Genomic DNA, 16578 nt, shown 5'->3' with positions numbered 1-16578 from the left:
GTGCCGCCGCTCAGAAGTGCCAGGTCAGGCTGAGCGCTGGTCCGCTCAGTTCCACGCTCTTGAGGAACTCGCCGCCACTGTTCTTCTTGTATTCCACGTCGCGATAGTTGAGCGCGATGTCGCCCCAATGGAAACCATAGGCCACGCCAACCATGAGCTGGTAGGTGTTGTCCGAACCGCCCGCGCCGATGTCCGCGTAATAGGGGAAGAACCAGTTGCTGCCCGCAAAGGGCGACCAGCGGCCGCGAATGCCGACGATGCCATCGGTCACATGGGTCTGGTTGTTGAGATGCCCGCTGTTGGCGATATCGAGGTTGCCGCGATTGCCCGTCAGGCTGAAGTCCCAGTTGAGATTGCCCTTGAGCCACAGGTAACGGGCGCCGAACACCACGTCGATATAGCCCTGCTGGCCATGGGCCACGGTGTAGAGGCCGGCCAATGTCACCATGCCGCCCTTCATGTTCCAGCGCGTGTCGAGATTGGCATTGGCCCCGAAACGCTGTCCCCCGATGTTGGTGAAACGGCCTTTTTCATCGGAGAACTTCACCCAGTCGACATCGCCGTAGATGCCCCAGTCGCCCTTGCGTACGGTGCCATCGAGCATGAAGGCGCCGCTGAGGTAATCGAAGATGCTGTTGTCGGTCTTCTGATCCACCGTGCCGGCGTTGTTGGGCAGTTGGTAGCGGGTCTCGGCGCTGATGCCGGGGAGCCATCCGTAGGGCTGGATGCTTCCGTGCCAGTCGCCATCCCAGTAGTCGGGTGTATCCGCCTTGGCCGCCGGCACCGAAAGCATGCCCAGGCACAGCACGGCGAGGAGGGAGCGGGCACAGGCAAGGCGCGAAGACGCGGGGCGGCGCATGGGTGTCATCCTTTTCTGTCAGGGATTGACGATATCGTCCTTCGCTATCGCTGACACTCACAGCGAACTCTTACTTATTTAGCGCCTAGTAAATTTACGTGCTCTCTTCGACGCCCCTTCATGGAGCGCTCCATCTAAGTAGTTTTACTCGGTTCGCTTCCGCATAAATGCAGTGGTCAATCCCGCATGGCTGGCTTCAAGCTGATATGCGGTGAAAGCTGCATGGGAGCGGCGCTATGAAGATGGCGAGATACGGCGAGTTCTGGCGGATCTGCCTCGTTTGCCTTCTGTGTGTGCCGTTGTTGCTGGTCGGCCCAGTGGCGGCGCAGGGCCAGCAAGGCAGCACGCAGAAGATCTACAACAACCAGCAGCTCGACCAGATGCTGGCCCCGGTGGCGCTGTACCCCGATGCGCTGCTGTCCCAGGTGCTCATGGCCTGTACCTACCCGAGCAACGTGGCGGACGCCGCGGCGTGGTCGGCCGCCCATCCCAAGGCGCAGGGCGACGACGCGGTGAAGCAGGTGGCCAACCAGCCCTGGGATCCAAGCGTGCAGTCGCTGGTGGCTTTTCCACAGGTGCTGGCCCAGATGAAGCAGCAACCCGACTGGGTACAGAACGTCGGTGACGCCTTCCTCGCGCAGCCGGACGACGTCATGGCATCGGTGCAGCGCTTGCGCGCACAGGCGCAGAAGGCGGGCAACCTGAAGTCGACCGACCAGCAGAAGGTGGTGGTGCAGCAGGCACCGGCGAGTGCACCGAGCACCACGGTCATCCAGATCGAGCCCGCCAACCCGCAAGTGGTGTACGTGCCTACGTACAACCCGACCGTGGTGTATGGCACCTGGGCCTATCCCTCCTATCCGCCGACCTACTGGCCGCCGCCGCCGGGCTATGCGTACCCGGTCGCCAGCGGACTGGCGGCGGGGCTCGCGTTCGGCACCGGCATCGCGATCGCCAACTCGCTGTGGGGCGGCTTCGACTGGGGCCACAACGACGTCAACATCAACGTCAACCGCTACAACAACATCAACGTCAACAACCGCATCAGCGGCAACGGCAATGTGAACTGGAACCACAATCCGGACTATCGCCGCGGCACGCCCTACCGCGACCAGGCCAGCCGGCAGCGCTATGGCCAGGGCGTGGGCGGCGCCAGCCAGCGGCAGGCATTCCGCGGCAACGATGCCGCGGCCAACGCCAACCGCGAACGCGCCCTGCAGAGTTTCGACCGCTCCACCAACAACGGCTCGTCCATGGCGGCCAGGCGCTCCGCCGGCGAAACCGGCGCGGCCCTCAATCGCCCTGCGGCCGGAAACCGGGCGGGCGGCGCCGAGCGCGGCAATATCGGAGGCCAGGCGCGTGGCGGGAATATCGGCGGCGAGACGCGTGGGAACTTCGCGGGCAACCGCTCCAACGCAGGCCCGCGCAACAACGCGTTCAGCGGCGTGCAGTCGCCGGGTTCGGCGCGTACGCAGTTTGATCGCGGCCAGGCGAGCCAGCGCTCGATGTCGAGTTTCCACGGCGCGGGTGCCGGCGCCGGCCGGCAAGTTTCCAGGCCTGCTCCCAGCCGGGGTGCCGGCGGATTCCATCGTCGCTGAGGAGCCAGACCATGAATCGCATGTCCAAGATCCATCGCCTGGCCCTTGGCCTCCTGATTGGCGCGGGTAGTTTCGTTTCCGGTGTCGTGCTCGCGCAGCAGGCCAGCTATCCGACCGCGGAAGCTGCGGCCGACGCCTTCGTGCAGGCGGTACGCAACCACGATCAGGCCGCGCTGGCCAAGGTGCTCGGCAATGACTGGAAGGACTACATTCCGGTCGAGGGCATCCACCAGGATGACGTCGATCAGTTCCTGAAACGATACGACGAGAGCCATCGTATCGACGCCGCGGATGGCAAGACCCATCTCGATGTCGGTTCCGACAACTGGGTTCTGCCGTTGCCGCTGGTCAAGGGCAGTGCGGGCTGGCACTTCGACATGGCGGGCGCCAAGGAGGAAATACGCACCCGCCGTATCGGTGAGAACGAACTGGCCGTACAGCAGGCCATGCTCGCCTACTACGACGCGCAGCGCGATTACGCATCGGAAGACCGCGATGGCGACAAGGTACTGCAGTACGCGCAGCGCCTGATCAGTTCACCCGGCAAGCACGATGGCCTTTACTGGCCGACCAGCGGCGATCAGCCGCCGAGTCCGCTGGGCCCGAGCTTCGCCACCGTCCAGCCTGGGCAGGGCTACTACGGCTATCACTACAAGATCCTCACGGCACAGGGCCCTTCTGCACCGGGCGGCGCCTACAACTATCTGGTGGGCGGGCGCATGACCAACGGTTTCGCGCTGATCGCCTGGCCGGTGCAATACGGCGAAACCGGCGTGATGAGCTTCATGGTGAGCCATGACGGCCAGGTGTTCGAGAAGGACCTGGGAAAGGCGGGCGCCAGCACCGCTCAGGCGATGAAGTCGTTCGATCCGGACAGCAGCTGGAAAGAGGTAGACGTTTCGCCGGCCAACTGACCTCGTTTCTGTCCATCTGTTGATCCGGCTATGGCGCCCGCTGGACGCCACAGTTTTAAGTGCTTTTACCTAGGATTGTTCCGAGTACTTGCGCTGTCCGGGTAGGTCGCAGTTGGGCAAAGTCACTCCATCTGTCATTGCAACGATGACCGGACGATGGAGTTGTCATGAGGACTTTCCTCGTGGCTGGCGCGTGGTTCCTGCTGCTGGGAACGATCTTGCCGGCTGCCGCTGAACTGCACGCGCAGGACGTATCGACCGATTCGCAGCCCAGCAAGGGCAGCGCACCCTTGTCGCCGGACTCACCACCCGAAGTGTCCGGCGACGGGAAGAAATCCTGGTGGAGCAACTTTCGCGATCCCAAGGATGGCGCCATGGACATGTCGAGCTGGCTCCTCAAGCACAAGGGCGCCTTGCTCGTTCCCATCATCATTACCGAACCCGCGGTGGGGAACGGCGGGGGCCTGGCGGCCGTGTTCTTTCACAAGCCGAAGCAGTCGGAGGAATCCAAGGAAAGCGGGCGGCGCATTCCCCCGGACATGTATGGCGCGGGCGCATTCAAGACCGAAAACGGTACGTGGGGATTGGGCGCAGCTGGCTCGTTCCATTTCAAGGACGACACCTGGCGCTACGTCGGCGCCGTGGGCAAGGCGTATGTAAACCTGGACTACTACACGCAAGGCCTTCTGCTGGCTCCGAGGAAGATCGGGTACAACCTGGACGGCGTCTTTTCCTTCCAGGAAGTATCGCGACGGCTGGGCGCGAGCGACATGTTCGTATCCTTGCGCTGGATCTATATGGATCTGGAAAGCCGCCTCAACATCCCCAGCAACGACCAGTACTTCAAGCCCAGAGACTTCGCGCAGCGTGCGTCGGGCGTGGGGCTGGGCCTGAAGTACGACACACGGGACAACACCCTCACGCCATCGAAGGGTTGGCTGTGGCAGCTCGAAGCGACCGAGTACGCTCCCGCCTTCGGAAGCGACAACACATTCCAGAGCTACCGCGCGCACGCCTTCGGCTACTTCCGGCTTGCGCAGGACTGGGTATTGGGTACGCGCGCGGACTATCGGGCAGTGCGCGGTGGTGTGCCGTTCTACCAGCAGCCGTCGATCGATCTTCGCGGCATTCCCTACGGGCGTTACCAGGACCAGAACGTTGCCATGCTCGAGGCGGAGCTACGCTGGAACTTCACCGCGCGCTGGGCGTTGCTCGGGTTCGGTGGCGGGGGAAGGGCCTGGGGACACACGACGGATTTCGGCGATGCCAGTACCCATACGGCGGAAGGCGTCGGTTTCCGTTACCTGATCGCCCGGGCATTGGGGTTATACGTGGGCGTCGACTGGGCCTGGAGCCAGGGCGATCACGCTTACTACATCCAGGTGGGTAGCGCCTGGCGATGAGGCGGCCGGAACTGGCAGGCACCGGCCACCTCGACTCCGTCCCTCAGTTGACGGTATATCCCTTGCCCTTCATGCATGCCCCATAGGCCTGCGCCTGATTGGCGGCATTCTGGTTCTGTGTTGCTGCGGCAGCAGCGTTCTGTTCGCGTCGCTGCTCGCGCGCACGCATGCCGCCGGCTACCACGCCCGCGGCTGCCCCGACCGCCGCGCCATGGCCCGCGTCGTTGTTGGCAACGCCACCGACCACGGCACCCGCGGCTGCGCCGCGCATGGCGCCTCCCACGCGCTGGCCGCCGCCGACGGCGGGTCCGGTCTGCGGGGCTGGGCCCGCCTGCACCGGCGCATTGGACTGCGCCCACGACATGCACGCGCTCTTGTCCGCCTGCTGCTGTTCTTGGCTTTGTCCGTTGGCGGGGTAGGCGACCGGGAGCTGTTGTGCCTGGGCCGCGCCGGCCAGGCAGAAGAGCGCGATGCCGATGTTCCGCATGCGATGAATGGTCATGGTGATGTTCCTCGAGGAGCGTGAAAAAGGGCTGCAGCAGACTGCAGCCTTGAATGGGTCAACGGATGATGCCGTCCGCCTTCAGCTTCGGAATGATGGTTTTCGCCAGGTCCTGCGTGGCCTGGGGAATGTTGCTGGTTCCCACGCCCTCGGTGGTCACGGACCAGATGACCTTCTGCGAGCTGGCATCCCACGCGGTGGTTTCGAGGGTGACCGCGTCATACTGGGTCACGTCCGGCGTCGAGGCCCACGCGCCGCCATACCAGCCATAGAAGCCGCCCCAGCCCGGGCCGCTCGGCGTGACATTGAGCTTCTGCTCAACACGCTGTACGCGCGTGGTGAGGATGACCTGCGCGCCCGTGGCCTTGACTACATCGCCCAGCTTTTCCGACGTGGCGCCGGGCGGAATCTGGGAATAGCTCTGTTCCGCCTGCACTCCGGCGGCCTGAAGCTGCTGCGCAAAGGTGTCCTCGAAGACGTGGCGATAGGTGTCGCTCTTGGTGATGCCCAGCACCAGTACGTTGCTGGCGGGCGGCCCCTGCCAGGAGGGATCCTTCCATTGATTGCTGACGCTGAAGGTCGAGCAGGCCGCCAGCAGGACGGCGCCGAGAGGGGCTGCATATCGGAAAACATTCATCTGAAATATCTCTTTGGGATGCGTGTCGAAAAGGGGCTGCGGGGTACGTTGTGGCGGCGGTGTCTAGGGAAGCGGCTTGTCCTCCCGGGTCAGGTGCATGTCATACGGACCTACCGGGATGAGCCCCAGTCGCTCCGCCTCCCGAATGAGGGCGACGCCGCTGTGCACGCCAAGCAGGTCCAGCAGCGATTGGCGGTGGCTTTCCACCGTGCGCACGGAAATGCCCAGGTCAGCGGCGATTTCGCTGGTCCGCTTGCCCTTGGCCATCGACTCGATGACTTCCCGCTGGCGCTTGGTGAGGCGGTGCAGGGACTCGGGTGCATCGAGCAGCGACGCCATCAATTGGGGGCTGATGAACTGATTGCCGGTGCTGACCTCGGCCATCGCGGTGAACAGCTCACTGCTGGGAGACTGCTTGAGCACATAACCGTTCGCGCCTGCCTGCATGGCTTCGCGCACGATCAGCGGTTCGCCATGGGTGGAGAGCACCACGACGGGAATGTCGCTGCCTTGCTGCCGCAGGCGCCGCAGGGCCTGCAGGGCGCTGAAGGGCGGCATGGCGATGTCGGTGATGACGAGATCGACCTCGCCCGCCAGCACGGCTTCGATCAGCGCCTCGCCGTTGTGCACGATCAGCACGGAATGGGTGCGCTTGGCGAGCAGGCCGGCGAGCCCTTCGGCGACGCAGCGGTGCTCATCGGCCAGTAGCACGCGCAGCCTGCGGATGCTTTTGGCGGTGGGCCGTGCGTTCGCTTTCATGCGGGCGTGACGGGTGGGTTCCGGCGCGGGAGCGCGCGCGCCGGAAGGCAAGGCGAAGGGTGTGGGCAGGTGCTGCCCAGCGGGGATCGAGCGTGTTTCGGTCGCATGATCGGTCGGGTTTGCTCAGGCCGCTGATCTATTCGACTCAGCTTCTCCTGTCGCTGCCCGCTTGGTAAGCGAACTTTCACTCAAACGCGGCCGGTAAATTTACTGCTCAGTACGCAAACATGCGGCGGCCCGGCCCATTCACGTGAAGCCGGCGCGCTGCCTTCGCAGGGCGCATCGCTGACCGGAATCAGGGCGTGTGAGAATGATCTTGGGATGAACGTCCAGGGTGTCCTTCAGGCGCCGCGTAGAAGTACGTAAATCATCACGAAGCGATGACGGCCCCTATGGACAAATGTGTGTTGGCTTCGGTTGTCCGGCGATGTCTACTCTGGGGCGGCGGCTGTTTTTCAGCGGCGGGGCGAATGGATGCACGGAGCAGAGGGGTCATGAGCGGTAGGGCACCCTGGGGTGCGTTACCCAACTACCTGGTGCGTGGCGTGGGCGTTGGCCTTGCCGCGCTGGTGGCGCAGTGGGTGTCGTTGGGACTGTGGGATCGCATACACGATTCCCCGATTATCGGGCTGTCAGGGCCCATGCTGCTTGCGCTGCTGCTGTGTACGGATTATCGCTATTGGCCGGCGTACAACATCGGCTGGCTGGGCGGCATGATGCTGATGGCGATGCTGATGGAATTCCCGGGCAAGGGTATTTTCGCGGTGAGCCTTGTCATGCTCGGGCTCATTACTGTCGCCGCATGGCTGCTCAGTCGCCTGCGCAAGGATCAGCCGGCGGACAATTTCTTCCAATTGCTGGTCTTCTTGGCCGTAGCTGTCGTGGCACTGCCGCTGGCGACCGGCTGTCTGGTCTCGTGGTTGTCCCATGCGGTGGAGCTTCCCGGCTGGTTGTCCCGGGAATGGTGGCATGTGGCATTGGCCGGTTCGTTGGGCTATGTGCTGCTCACGCCCGCCATCCTCAGTCTGGTCAGTTCCGGCTCGTCCACGCGGCGCGATGCCATGCCGAGTTGGCATGTGCTGCTGATCGCCGGCGCTGCCCTGGTGATCCTGTGGTTTGGATGGCGAGAGCTCGGCTCGTTCCCCATGACCCGGCCGCTGATGTTGCTGGCTCCCGTGCCGCTGGCGATTTTCGCCGCCATGCGGGCGCAGGCGGTGGGCACATGTGTGGTCAATCTGGCGGTGGGGTTGATCGCCATCCAGCTGAGCCTGGACCACGTAGGTCCGTTCGTCCAGGAAGATTCTGGGCTGACCACCATCAGCGTGCAGTTGTGGATGCTCGGCGTGGCCGTGGCCTCGCTGTATCTGGTGGCGCTGGTGGAGCAGCGAAAGGCGACGCAGCGCGCACTGGTGGTCAGCAGCACCGAGGTGCGCGAGCTGGCAGGCAGGTTGATCGTTGCGCAGGAGCAGGAGCGCGCGCGCATTGCACGTGACCTACACGACGATATCAATCAGCGGCTGGCAGTTGCCTCCATTCGCCTGAGCGCCTTGCGACGCAAGGTGGGCGACAGCAATAAGCAGGACGTTAGCCAGCTTCAGAGTGAACTGATCGCACTCTCGGAAGATGTCCGGCATCTTTCCCATGATCTGCATCCCAGCATGCTTGCGCAGACCGGTCTTACCGCTGCGCTTGCCGGCCTGTGCCAGAACCTTCGCCATCGGAGCGGGCCGGTCATCGAGCTGCGGGTATCGCCCCACGCAAAAGAGCTGCCCGAGGACGTGGCGCTTTGCCTGTACCGCGTAACCCAGGAGGCGCTGGGCAATGCCTTGCGTCATGCACAGGCGCAGCGCATCGAGGTGGCGCTGCAGATTGACGACCACCGGGTGAACCTCACCATCGCAGATAACGGCAATGGATTTGTCACGGAGGGAGAGGGACGTCGAGGGCTCGGCCTGATGAGCATCGACGAGCGCACGAAGTTGCTTGGCGGAAGCTACCGACTGCAATCAACTCTTGGAAAAGGGACTGAACTATGCATACAAATACCGTTAGGAATCCACGAGCCAGTCTGAAGCCCGGGCTTGTCATCGCCGACGACCACCGCATGGTGGCCGAGGGGGTGCAGCACATTCTCGATGAGGATTTCGAGCTGCTCGAGATCGTTTCGGACGGCGAGGCGCTGATCGAAGCGGTGCAACGCCTGCAGCCGGACATCGTCGTTGCGGACATCAACATGCCGCGCTGCAATGGCCTGGATGCGCTCAAGCGATTGCGCCAGTCCGGCATCGAGACGCGCTTCGTGTTCCTGACCATGCACATGGAGCCCGCGCTGGCCGTCGCGGCGCTGCGCGCCGGCGCCCGTGGCTACATCCTGAAGAATTCGGCGGGCGAGGACCTCCGCAACGCCACCCAGCAGGTCATGTCCGGCGGAACCTACGTGACGCCCGCGCTTGGTGCGCGCTACATCAGCGGGCAGATGACGGACATGCGCAACCTGACGGCCAAGCAGCTGCAGGTGCTTCGCCTGGTGGGCGCGGGCCTGCGCTCGAAGCAGATCGCGCTGCAGCTGGGGTTGTCGGTACGCACCGTGGAAGCCCACAAGTACACCATGATGCAGGTGCTTGGCGTGCATTCCACGCTCGAACTGGTGCGCCGCGCGGAGGATCTTGGCCTGCTGTTCTGAAGAAGGCGGTTGCAGGCCCGCTGCGGCACCATCGTTGGTATTTTTACGTAGCGGGGTTTGGGGGCTCTTTCTGTGGCGGAACGCTGGCGGTTGGCAGATGCTGCCACCGATGCGCATCCATGAACGGAAACCGACGTGAAACGGGCCACCCTCGTATTGGCCGAAGATCACACGCCTATCGCCGACCAGCTGCAGGCGTTGCTTGGTGAGGAATTCGATGTGCTCGCCGTCGTGGCGCATGGCCACGCACTGGTGAAAGCCGTCCGCCGCTGGCAGCCGGATGCCGTGGTGACGGATATCGGCATGCCGGGGATGGACGGCATGCAGGCCGTGCGAGAGTTCCTGAAGGACCGGCCTGACACTCCCGTGGTCTTCGTCACCGTGCATGACGATCCGGTGCTGGCGCGCCGTGCGCTTTCCCTTGGCAAGGGCTACGTGCTGAAAGCCTCCGCGGGCGAAGAACTGATCGACGCCTTGCGACAGGTTCTGCAAGGCGGCTATTTCGTTTCCCCCGCGCTGGGGAAGCTCGATGCCATCATGGGTTAGCACGCTGCGAGCGGCAGCGTTCGCTGTGCCTTTGGGTCAACGCCTATCTTGCAGCGCGCCATGTTCTTCTCGCACTTTGGTCACAGCCGCAGGGCTACGTGACGACCCGATCAGGGCGTGGGGTAGAGGTCACGGTTGACGCCCTCGTCTTCCATCGGGCCGTGCCGCTCATCCACCCATGCGGCCATCAATGCCGCGAGTCGCTCGGCGCTTGCCGGCGGATGGCCGCCGCGTAGCGCGGCCATTTTTCGCTCCGCCTCGCGGATCTGCAGTTCACCCACGGGGTGCCTACGCAGCTGGCCGCGTAGCAATTCGTTTTCCTGCTCGAGCAGGCGATAGAGTCGAAGCAGTTCGTCGAACGCTTCGCGCGGCAGGAATCGGTTCTCTCGCATTCCGTCCGTCATCAGCAAGGTTCCTTGACGATGGGATTTCGAAACTGACGAGAGGGCGGTTAACAATGGGTGACGTATCGCTCTGCGTCGCGCCGCTTGTTCATGCAACAACCGCTTGGCGTTCATGGATGGCAAGCGCGCGTGTATCGGTTGTGAAACAGGTGGAGCGATGTCTATTCCTATCGTCGTAGTCGCATTCCTACGAAACGATGGGACAAGTACCCATAGGAGTGTTGGTGTAACAAAGGCATGCTCTTGTAGTCCTTGACGGACAGATCGCAACGCCAAACGCCTAGCGATCAGCTGGTGGCAGGACTCTCTCCCCTAAGGGTTGCATCAATGGTCACCTATTCGCTCAAGCAGTGTCCGGACGGTTCGTGGTGCGTGTGCCGTCTGGGGTTTTCCTTGTTCAACGATCTACGGCTCGGCGCAGCGATCAAGCTGGCACGGGAAGTGGCACGCGACGAGCACCTGCGTTCCGGGCGTTCCGTCTGCGTGGAGATGCCGGGAACGGAAGCCGCCATTCGATTGGCCCAATACGCTCGGCCAAAACCTTCGCTGGAAGCGGCGGCATAAGACGTCGTGCCCAGGGCGTAGGGGCGCCTTGGGCAACAACCACGTTTCGCGCGCTGGAACGACAAACGCCGCACCCAGGGGCGCGGCGTTTGCGGGGGACGGTGGTGCCGGTATGGCTTAGGCCGCTTTGCGGGCGACCGAGCCGATCGACGCGTGGGCGGACTTCAGCGATTCGACCTTGTTCTCTTCGCCAAGGTTCACGCCTTCAGCGCGGACGAACTCGATGTCGGTGACGCCGAGGAAGCCGAACAGGGCGCGCAGGTAGGTTTCCTGGAAGTCCATCGGCTGGGCCGGGCTGCCCTGGCTGTAAACGCCGCCACGCGAAGACACGATGATCATTCGCTTGCCGCCGGCCAGGCCCTCGGGGCCATTGGCGGTATAGCGGAACGACTTGCCGGCGACGGCGACGCGGTCGATCCACGCCTTCAGCTGGCTGGGGATTGTGAAGTTGTACATGGGGGCACCAATCACCACCACGTCGGCGGCCAGGAACTCCTCGATCATCTGGCTGCCCTGCACGGCGGCCGGATCGCTGGCGTCCGCCACTGGGGTCCAATGGGGAAGCGGGTTGGCGGCCAGATCGTGGTAGATGACTTCCGTACCGGGGTTGTTTTGCGTCAGTTCGGCTACGATGGCAGCGGTCAGACCGCGCGAAACGGAGTGGCTACCCAGGGCGCTGGCGTCGAGATGCAGCAGTTTCATGGTATTTCCTCAGTTAACGGGCCGGGTCGACCGGCGACGTGACTAAGTTAGCCATCGGACAATCGTCTGATAAGTCGGGTAAAATCGAACGTATCGTTCAATTAGGGAAACAGCGATGACGGTGTTGGACGGCGCCCTGCAGGATCTCAACGATCTGTACTTCTTCGCCGCCGTTGTCGAGCACGGCGGCTTTTCTTCAGCAGGGCGCGCCCTTGGCATACCCAAGTCGCGCCTGAGCAAGCGCATCGCGCAACTGGAAGAGCGCCTGGGCGTTCGCCTGTTGCAGCGAACCACCCGGCGATTCGTGGTCACCGAAGTGGGCGAGCGTTTCTACGGACACTGCCGCGCCGTGCTGGAAGAGGCGCGCGCCGCGCAGGAGGCCGTGGAAGAGGTGCGTTCCGAGCCGCGCGGCGTGGTGCGCGTCAGCTGTCCGGTGTCGCTGGTGCAGACCGTGGTGGGCCATATCCTTCCGGATTTCCTGGCCCAGCATCCGAAGATGCAGGTGCGCCTGCAGGCGACGGATCGGCGCGTGGACGTCATCGGCGAGGGCTTCGACATCGCCATTCGCGTGCGCAGCAAGCTCGATACCGACGCGACCCTGGTGGTGCGCACCTTCGGCCAGTCGAACGTGTTGCTGGTAGCCAGCCCGGAATTGCTCAACCGCGTGGGCCGGCCCAAGGAGCCGTCCGAGATTTCAGAGCTGCCGGCGCTCAGCAACCAGGAACACGAAGGCGCGCAGAGCTGGGAGCTGTTGGACAAGGAAGGCGAGCGCGTCATCGTGGACATCAAGCCGCGACTGATCTGCGGCGACTTCAACGCGCTGCTGCAAAGCTGCAAGCGCGGCATCGGCGTGACGCTGCTACCGGAGTTCGTGTGCGGCCCGGCCATCGAGCGCGGTGAGCTGGAAGTGGTCCTGCCCGACTGGAGCGTGCCGCAAGGCACCATGCACTTCGTCTACCCGAGCCGCCGCGGCTTGCTGCCCGGCGTGCGCGCCTTCGTGGATTTTCTTGCGGAGCGGCTGCCCGGCACGGTGCGCGAGAAACACGCCCAATGCAACAAATACGTGTAAAAGCACGCGCTGACGCGGGCCCGCAACGAGCACCGTGTTAGCATCGACGTTTAGCCATCCATACCTCCGGATCATGCAGATCGAAACCAAGCTTCCCAAAGTCGGAACCACCATTTTCAGCGTCATGAGCCAGCTGGCGGTGGAACACAAGGCCGTCAACCTGGGGCAGGGCTTCCCGGACTTCGAGCCGCCGCAGCCGCTGCGCGATGCCATCACGCGCGCCATGGGCGAAGGACGCAACCAGTACGCACCGGGTATCGGCCTGCCGGCCTTGCGCGAGCAGATCGCACTGAAGACCGAGCGCATGTACGGCCACAAGCTGAGCGCCGACACGGACGTGACGGTGACCTCGGGCGCGACCGAAGCCCTGTTCGCCGCTATCGCCGCCGTGGTGCGCGCGGGCGACGAGGTGATCGTGTTCGACCCGGCCTACGATAGCTACGAGCCCGCGATCGAACTGCAGGGCGCCCGCGCCGTGCACATTCCGCTGCAGGCGCCGACCTTCGCCATCGACTGGCAGCGTGTGCGCGATGCGATCACGCCGAAGACGCGCATGATCCTGATCAACAGCCCGCACAATCCCACCGGCGCGGTGCTGTCCGCGGCCGACCTGGACGAGCTGGCGGCGATCGTTCGCGATACCGAGATCGTCGTGCTGTCGGACGAGGTGTACGAGCACATCGTGTACGACGGCAAGCAGCATCAGAGCGTGCTGCGCCATGCCGAACTGGCGGCGCGCAGCATCGTGGTGTCCTCGTTCGGCAAGACGTATCACTGCACCGGCTGGAAGCTGGGCTACGCGGTGGCGCCGAAGGCGCTGAGCGCGGAATTCCGCAAGGTGCACCAGTACCTCACGTTCTGCACCTTCCATCCTGCGCAGGTGGCCTTCGCCGAGTTCATGGCGAGCACGCCGGAGCATTATCTGGAACTGCCCGCGTTCTACCAGGCCAAGCGCGACCGTTTCCGCGACCTGATCAAGCCCTCGCGCTTCAAGCTGCTCGACGTGCCGGGCGGCTATTTCCAGCTGGTCGACTATTCCGCCATCAGCGACAAGGACGATGTGTCCTTCTGCGAGTGGATGGTGAAGGAGGGCGGTGTCGCCGCCATTCCGCTCACGCCGTTCTACGAGAAGGCGCCGGGTACCCACCTGCTGCGCCTGTGCTTCGCCAAGAGCGACGCCACCATGGAGGCCGCCGCGGAGCGTCTATGCAAGCTTTAAGAATCAGCCTGATCCAGGGCGCCACCCGTTGGCATGACGCGCCCGCCAATCGCGATTACTACGGCGAACTGGTGCGCAGCGTGGCCGGGCAAACGGATCTGGTCGTGCTGCCGGAAACTTTTCTTTCCGGCTTCAGCAACGACACGCGCGCCAGTGCGGAAACCATGGATGGCGAAGGCGTGGCGTGGATGCGCGCGCTCGCGCAGGAAGTCGATGCCGTGCTGTGCGGTAGCCTGGCGATCCGCGAAGGCGATACGGTGTACAACCGGCTGATCTGGGCGCGCCCGGACGGCAGTTTCGCGCAATACGACAAGCGCCACCTGTTCCGCATGGCCGGTGAGCACACGCGCTACGGCGGCGGCAACGAGCGCCTGATTGTCGAACTGAGGGGTTGGCGCATCCTGCCGCAGGTCTGCTACGACCTGCGTTTCCCGGTGTGGTTGCGCAACGGTCGCCGCGAAGAAGCCGCCGGTGGCATGGACTACGACCTGGCCGTGTTCGTGGCCAACTGGCCGGCGCCCCGGCGCCAGCCCTGGCGCACCTTGTTGCGGGCGCGCGCCATCGAGAACCTGAGCTACGTCGTGGGCCTCAACCGCGTGGGCGTCGACGGCAACGATCTGCCCTATGCGGGCGACAGCGCGGTGCTCGATCCCGTCGGCGAGCCGCTGATCGAACTTGGCCCGCAGGAGCAGGTGGTGACGGTGACGGTGGATCCCGCGCCGCTGCTCGCGCATCGCGAGCGCTTCCCTGCGTGGATGGACGCCGATCGCTTTACGCTCGACGCGAGTTGACCCCGTTCCCGGCCGCGCGCGGTCACTCCGCGCGCGGCTGCGGGGTAGCTTTCGTCAGCGGCTTCCCCACCTCGAACTGCATGCGCCGGAAGTCGATCGTCCAGTATTCGAAGGCTTGCAGGATGTCGCCGCCGAGCAGGTTCACGTCCTTGCCGCCGGCCGCATCGTGCAGCGCGATGGTGATGGCGGGCAGCAGCGCCTGTTGATCGCCGATGCGGACGCGAATGTCCGGCCACGTGACGGCTTCGCTGGCGCGCGAGCCGCCTGCGCCGGCTACACGTTCCCGCTTGGACTGCAAGCCCTTGATCACGGCTGGATGGGCCGAGGCGAAGCCTGAGGAAAGCGCCGAGCGCGCACCGCCGCTATCCAGTTGCATGGACACCGGCATGTCATTGAGTCTCACGTTCACGTAGAGATCGCTTCCCACCATGCGCAGGTTGCCAGTGGCTACAGAGGATGCAGCGCTGCGCGACGGCAGCAGCCTGCCATCGGCGGTGAACTGAAGGCGTTGAAGCTGCCGCAGCACCGGGAAGCCCAGGATCGCATCGATCTGGTAGCCGCCCGGCACTGGCATGTCGAGTTGCTCGTCGTCCAGTACCAGGAAGGCGACATGGCTCAACGAGAGCCCCGCGAATTCGACGTGGTCGGCGATGCCGACTCGCGTTGTCACCGCCTGGCGACTGGCGCTGCCGACGCTGGATGTGCCGTCGAGCAACTTGAGCCCCAGTTTGCGCGCGGTGGAAAGCGACACCGTCGATAGATTGGCCCCGGTGTCGAGGATGGCTTCCTGCGCGTGGCCATTGATCCGCAGGATGGAACGAGGCAGCCCGACCTTGTCGCGGGTGACGTCCACCGGCACCGGTGCATACGTTTCCACCTGTTGCCTGGGCGCGATGGCGAGCTGATCGGCGATTGCCGCCATCTGGAGCGCGCCGGCGCGATCATCAACGCTCGCACCTTGCTCGGCCAGTGCTTTTTCCCATGCATGCGCCGCGTCGGCGGCCTGACGGTAGTCGCCGTCGGCAAAACTCGCGTCGGCCACGATGGGCCACGCCAGTGCGCGCTCCGCGGGAGAGCGCGTGCCTTCGGCAAGGTAGCGATCGACCAGTCGGCGCGCCTCCTCGGCATCGAGCCGCGTTGCCGCCAGTCGCGCCTGCGCCAGCGTAGACAGGCCTGGGTCCTGGATGCGTGGGAGCGAATCGGCGAGCGAAAACACCTCGCCGTCGGCGGCGTTGCGCAGGCTGTCCTCCGCTTGCTGGCGGGACAGGGCGGGCAGCGCCGACGGCCCTGGCGCTGCGAGGGCAAGGCCCGTGCCGGCGCTCAGGAGAGGAAGGGCGACAAGCAGGGCCAGCACGGGACGGTTCATGGTATGGTGCCTGTATGACGGACAAAAATTATCGTAATACAGAAAAAAATTATCATGCAACAGCGTTCGTGCTGACGCGTGCAGCGCGCCGGCTGGCGTGGGTGGCATGGCTGGCGGCGCTGGCCTGCCTGGTCGTGACGGCGGCAGGCATCTGGGGCCATGATCAGACGGCCGGGGTTGCTGCCGTTCTCTCGACCGATGGCCTGCCGCGTGGCTGGGCGGCCGTCATGGCGGCGGTGTTGGCGCTGGTGACCTGCGCAGCGCTGGTGGAGCTCGCGCGCATGCTGGGTCGCATTCATCCGGACGCGCTGTTCTCGAGCTCAGTCACCAGGCATTTCCGGCGCTTTGCCAGCCTGCTGATGGTCGCGGCCGTGCTTCGCATACTGCTGCCGGCCGCGGCGTCGCTGTGGCTGGCCATGCAATCGGGGGCGCATGCGGCCCATGTTGAATTCAGCGGCGACGACCTGCTCTCGCTGCTGCCCGTCGCCGTGTTTTTCTTCGTCGCGCGCCTGCTCGATGCGGCCGCGCGCTTTGAAGACGACCAACGCTCGATCGTGTGAGG

18 protein-coding genes are annotated in these 16578 nt (G+C 64.3%); 11 read left to right on the top strand and 7 right to left on the bottom strand.

Annotated features, from left to right (window positions below; genetic code table 11):
* Positions 1 to 10 precede the first annotated feature (10 nt).
* Complete coding sequence (locus tag BDW41_RS04430; protein WP_074546828.1) at positions 11 to 859, bottom strand: hypothetical protein; 849 nt, start codon at positions 857 to 859, stop codon at positions 11 to 13.
* 236 nt (positions 860 to 1095) lie between these two features.
* Here BDW41_RS04430 and BDW41_RS04425 point away from each other — a divergent pair, with 236 nt between their 5' ends.
* The 3 genes from BDW41_RS04425 (at position 1096) to BDW41_RS04415 (ending at position 4774) form a co-directional block, all read left to right on the top strand.
* The gene (locus BDW41_RS04425; protein WP_233496773.1) at positions 1096 to 2457 is read left to right on the top strand and encodes a DUF3300 domain-containing protein; all 1362 of its coding nucleotides are present in this window, start codon (positions 1096 to 1098) and stop codon (positions 2455 to 2457) included.
* A gap of 11 nt (positions 2458 to 2468) precedes the next feature.
* On the top strand, positions 2469 to 3371 hold the full coding sequence (locus BDW41_RS04420; RefSeq protein WP_083337508.1) for a DUF2950 domain-containing protein: 903 nt from the start codon (positions 2469 to 2471) through the stop codon (positions 3369 to 3371).
* Positions 3372 to 3538: 167 nt separating this feature from the next.
* On the top strand, positions 3539 to 4774 hold the full coding sequence (locus BDW41_RS04415) for a BamA/TamA family outer membrane protein (protein WP_074546827.1): 1236 nt from the start codon (positions 3539 to 3541) through the stop codon (positions 4772 to 4774).
* Positions 4775 to 4817: 43 nt separating this feature from the next.
* Here BDW41_RS04415 and BDW41_RS04410 read toward each other — a convergent pair whose 3' ends face one another.
* The 3 genes from BDW41_RS04410 to BDW41_RS04400 all read right to left on the bottom strand — a co-directional run bounded on the left by BDW41_RS04410 (position 4818) and on the right by BDW41_RS04400 (position 6672).
* Positions 4818 to 5276, bottom strand: a complete 459-nt coding sequence (locus tag BDW41_RS04410) for a glycine zipper domain-containing protein (protein WP_074546826.1) — start codon at positions 5274 to 5276, stop codon at positions 4818 to 4820.
* Positions 5277 to 5334: 58 nt separating this feature from the next.
* A complete protein-coding gene (locus BDW41_RS04405) occupies positions 5335 to 5913 on the bottom strand; it encodes a hypothetical protein (protein WP_074546825.1) in 579 nt (192 codons plus the stop codon).
* A 63-nt stretch (positions 5914 to 5976) separates the two neighbouring features.
* Positions 5977 to 6672, bottom strand: coding sequence for a response regulator transcription factor (locus tag BDW41_RS04400; protein ID WP_083337507.1), 696 nt, complete (start codon positions 6670 to 6672; stop codon positions 5977 to 5979).
* Positions 6673 to 7166: 494 nt separating this feature from the next.
* Between BDW41_RS04400 and BDW41_RS04395 the strand changes: the two genes are divergently transcribed.
* The 3 genes from BDW41_RS04395 to BDW41_RS04385 all read left to right on the top strand — a co-directional run bounded on the left by BDW41_RS04395 (position 7167) and on the right by BDW41_RS04385 (position 9901).
* A complete protein-coding gene (locus tag BDW41_RS04395) occupies positions 7167 to 8744 on the top strand; it encodes a sensor histidine kinase (RefSeq protein ID WP_233496772.1) in 1578 nt (525 codons plus the stop codon).
* Positions 8705 to 9355, top strand: a complete 651-nt coding sequence (locus BDW41_RS04390) for a response regulator transcription factor (protein WP_074546824.1) — start codon at positions 8705 to 8707, stop codon at positions 9353 to 9355. The genes BDW41_RS04395 and BDW41_RS04390 overlap by 40 nt, the downstream gene beginning before the upstream one ends.
* Positions 9356 to 9490: 135 nt before the next feature.
* Entirely contained in the window at positions 9491 to 9901 is a 411-nt protein-coding gene (locus tag BDW41_RS04385) for a response regulator transcription factor (protein WP_083337506.1), read from the top strand.
* A 110-nt stretch (positions 9902 to 10011) separates the two neighbouring features.
* Here the strand turns inward: BDW41_RS04385 and BDW41_RS04380 are convergent, their stop codons facing one another.
* Positions 10012 to 10293, bottom strand: coding sequence for a hypothetical protein (locus BDW41_RS04380; RefSeq protein ID WP_233496770.1), 282 nt, complete (start codon positions 10291 to 10293; stop codon positions 10012 to 10014).
* A 339-nt stretch (positions 10294 to 10632) separates the two neighbouring features.
* Here BDW41_RS04380 and BDW41_RS04375 point away from each other — a divergent pair, with 339 nt between their 5' ends.
* Positions 10633 to 10869, top strand: a complete 237-nt coding sequence (locus BDW41_RS04375) for a hypothetical protein (protein ID WP_074546821.1) — start codon at positions 10633 to 10635, stop codon at positions 10867 to 10869.
* 117 nt (positions 10870 to 10986) lie between these two features.
* Here the strand turns inward: BDW41_RS04375 and BDW41_RS04370 are convergent, their stop codons facing one another.
* Positions 10987 to 11571: an FMN-dependent NADH-azoreductase gene (locus BDW41_RS04370; RefSeq protein ID WP_074546820.1), complete on the bottom strand. Its 585-nt coding sequence runs from the start codon at positions 11569 to 11571 to the stop codon at positions 10987 to 10989.
* Between the two features lie 115 nt (positions 11572 to 11686).
* On the opposite strand from BDW41_RS04370, the gene BDW41_RS04365 reads away from it, so the two are divergent.
* The 3 genes from BDW41_RS04365 (at position 11687) to BDW41_RS04355 (ending at position 14650) form a co-directional block, all read left to right on the top strand.
* On the top strand, positions 11687 to 12640 hold the full coding sequence (locus tag BDW41_RS04365; protein ID WP_074546819.1) for a LysR substrate-binding domain-containing protein: 954 nt from the start codon (positions 11687 to 11689) through the stop codon (positions 12638 to 12640).
* A gap of 73 nt (positions 12641 to 12713) precedes the next feature.
* The gene (locus BDW41_RS04360) at positions 12714 to 13859 is read left to right on the top strand and encodes a pyridoxal phosphate-dependent aminotransferase (RefSeq protein WP_074546818.1); all 1146 of its coding nucleotides are present in this window, start codon (positions 12714 to 12716) and stop codon (positions 13857 to 13859) included.
* Positions 13847 to 14650, top strand: coding sequence for an amidohydrolase (locus BDW41_RS04355; protein WP_074546817.1), 804 nt, complete (start codon positions 13847 to 13849; stop codon positions 14648 to 14650). The genes BDW41_RS04360 and BDW41_RS04355 overlap by 13 nt, the downstream gene beginning before the upstream one ends.
* A 22-nt stretch (positions 14651 to 14672) precedes the next feature.
* Here the strand turns inward: BDW41_RS04355 and BDW41_RS04350 are convergent, their stop codons facing one another.
* The gene (locus BDW41_RS04350; RefSeq protein ID WP_083337505.1) at positions 14673 to 16124 is read right to left on the bottom strand and encodes a pepsin/retropepsin-like aspartic protease family protein; all 1452 of its coding nucleotides are present in this window, start codon (positions 16122 to 16124) and stop codon (positions 14673 to 14675) included.
* Between BDW41_RS04350 and BDW41_RS04345 the strand changes: the two genes are divergently transcribed.
* Positions 16118 to 16576 (top strand): hypothetical protein, encoded by a 459-nt coding sequence (locus BDW41_RS04345; protein WP_146217300.1) that lies wholly within the window; start codon positions 16118 to 16120, stop codon positions 16574 to 16576. The two genes, BDW41_RS04350 and BDW41_RS04345, sit on opposite strands and share 7 nt — an antisense overlap.
* The last annotated feature ends 2 nt before the right edge of the window (positions 16577 to 16578 follow it).

Source organism: Dyella sp. AtDHG13 (assembly GCF_003201105.1).
In the GTDB taxonomy this organism is placed as follows: Bacteria; Pseudomonadota; Gammaproteobacteria; order Xanthomonadales; family Rhodanobacteraceae; genus Dyella; species Dyella jiangningensis_B.
Note: the sequence above shows the minus strand (reverse complement) of the source record. Positions and strands in the feature narration are given on the sequence as shown.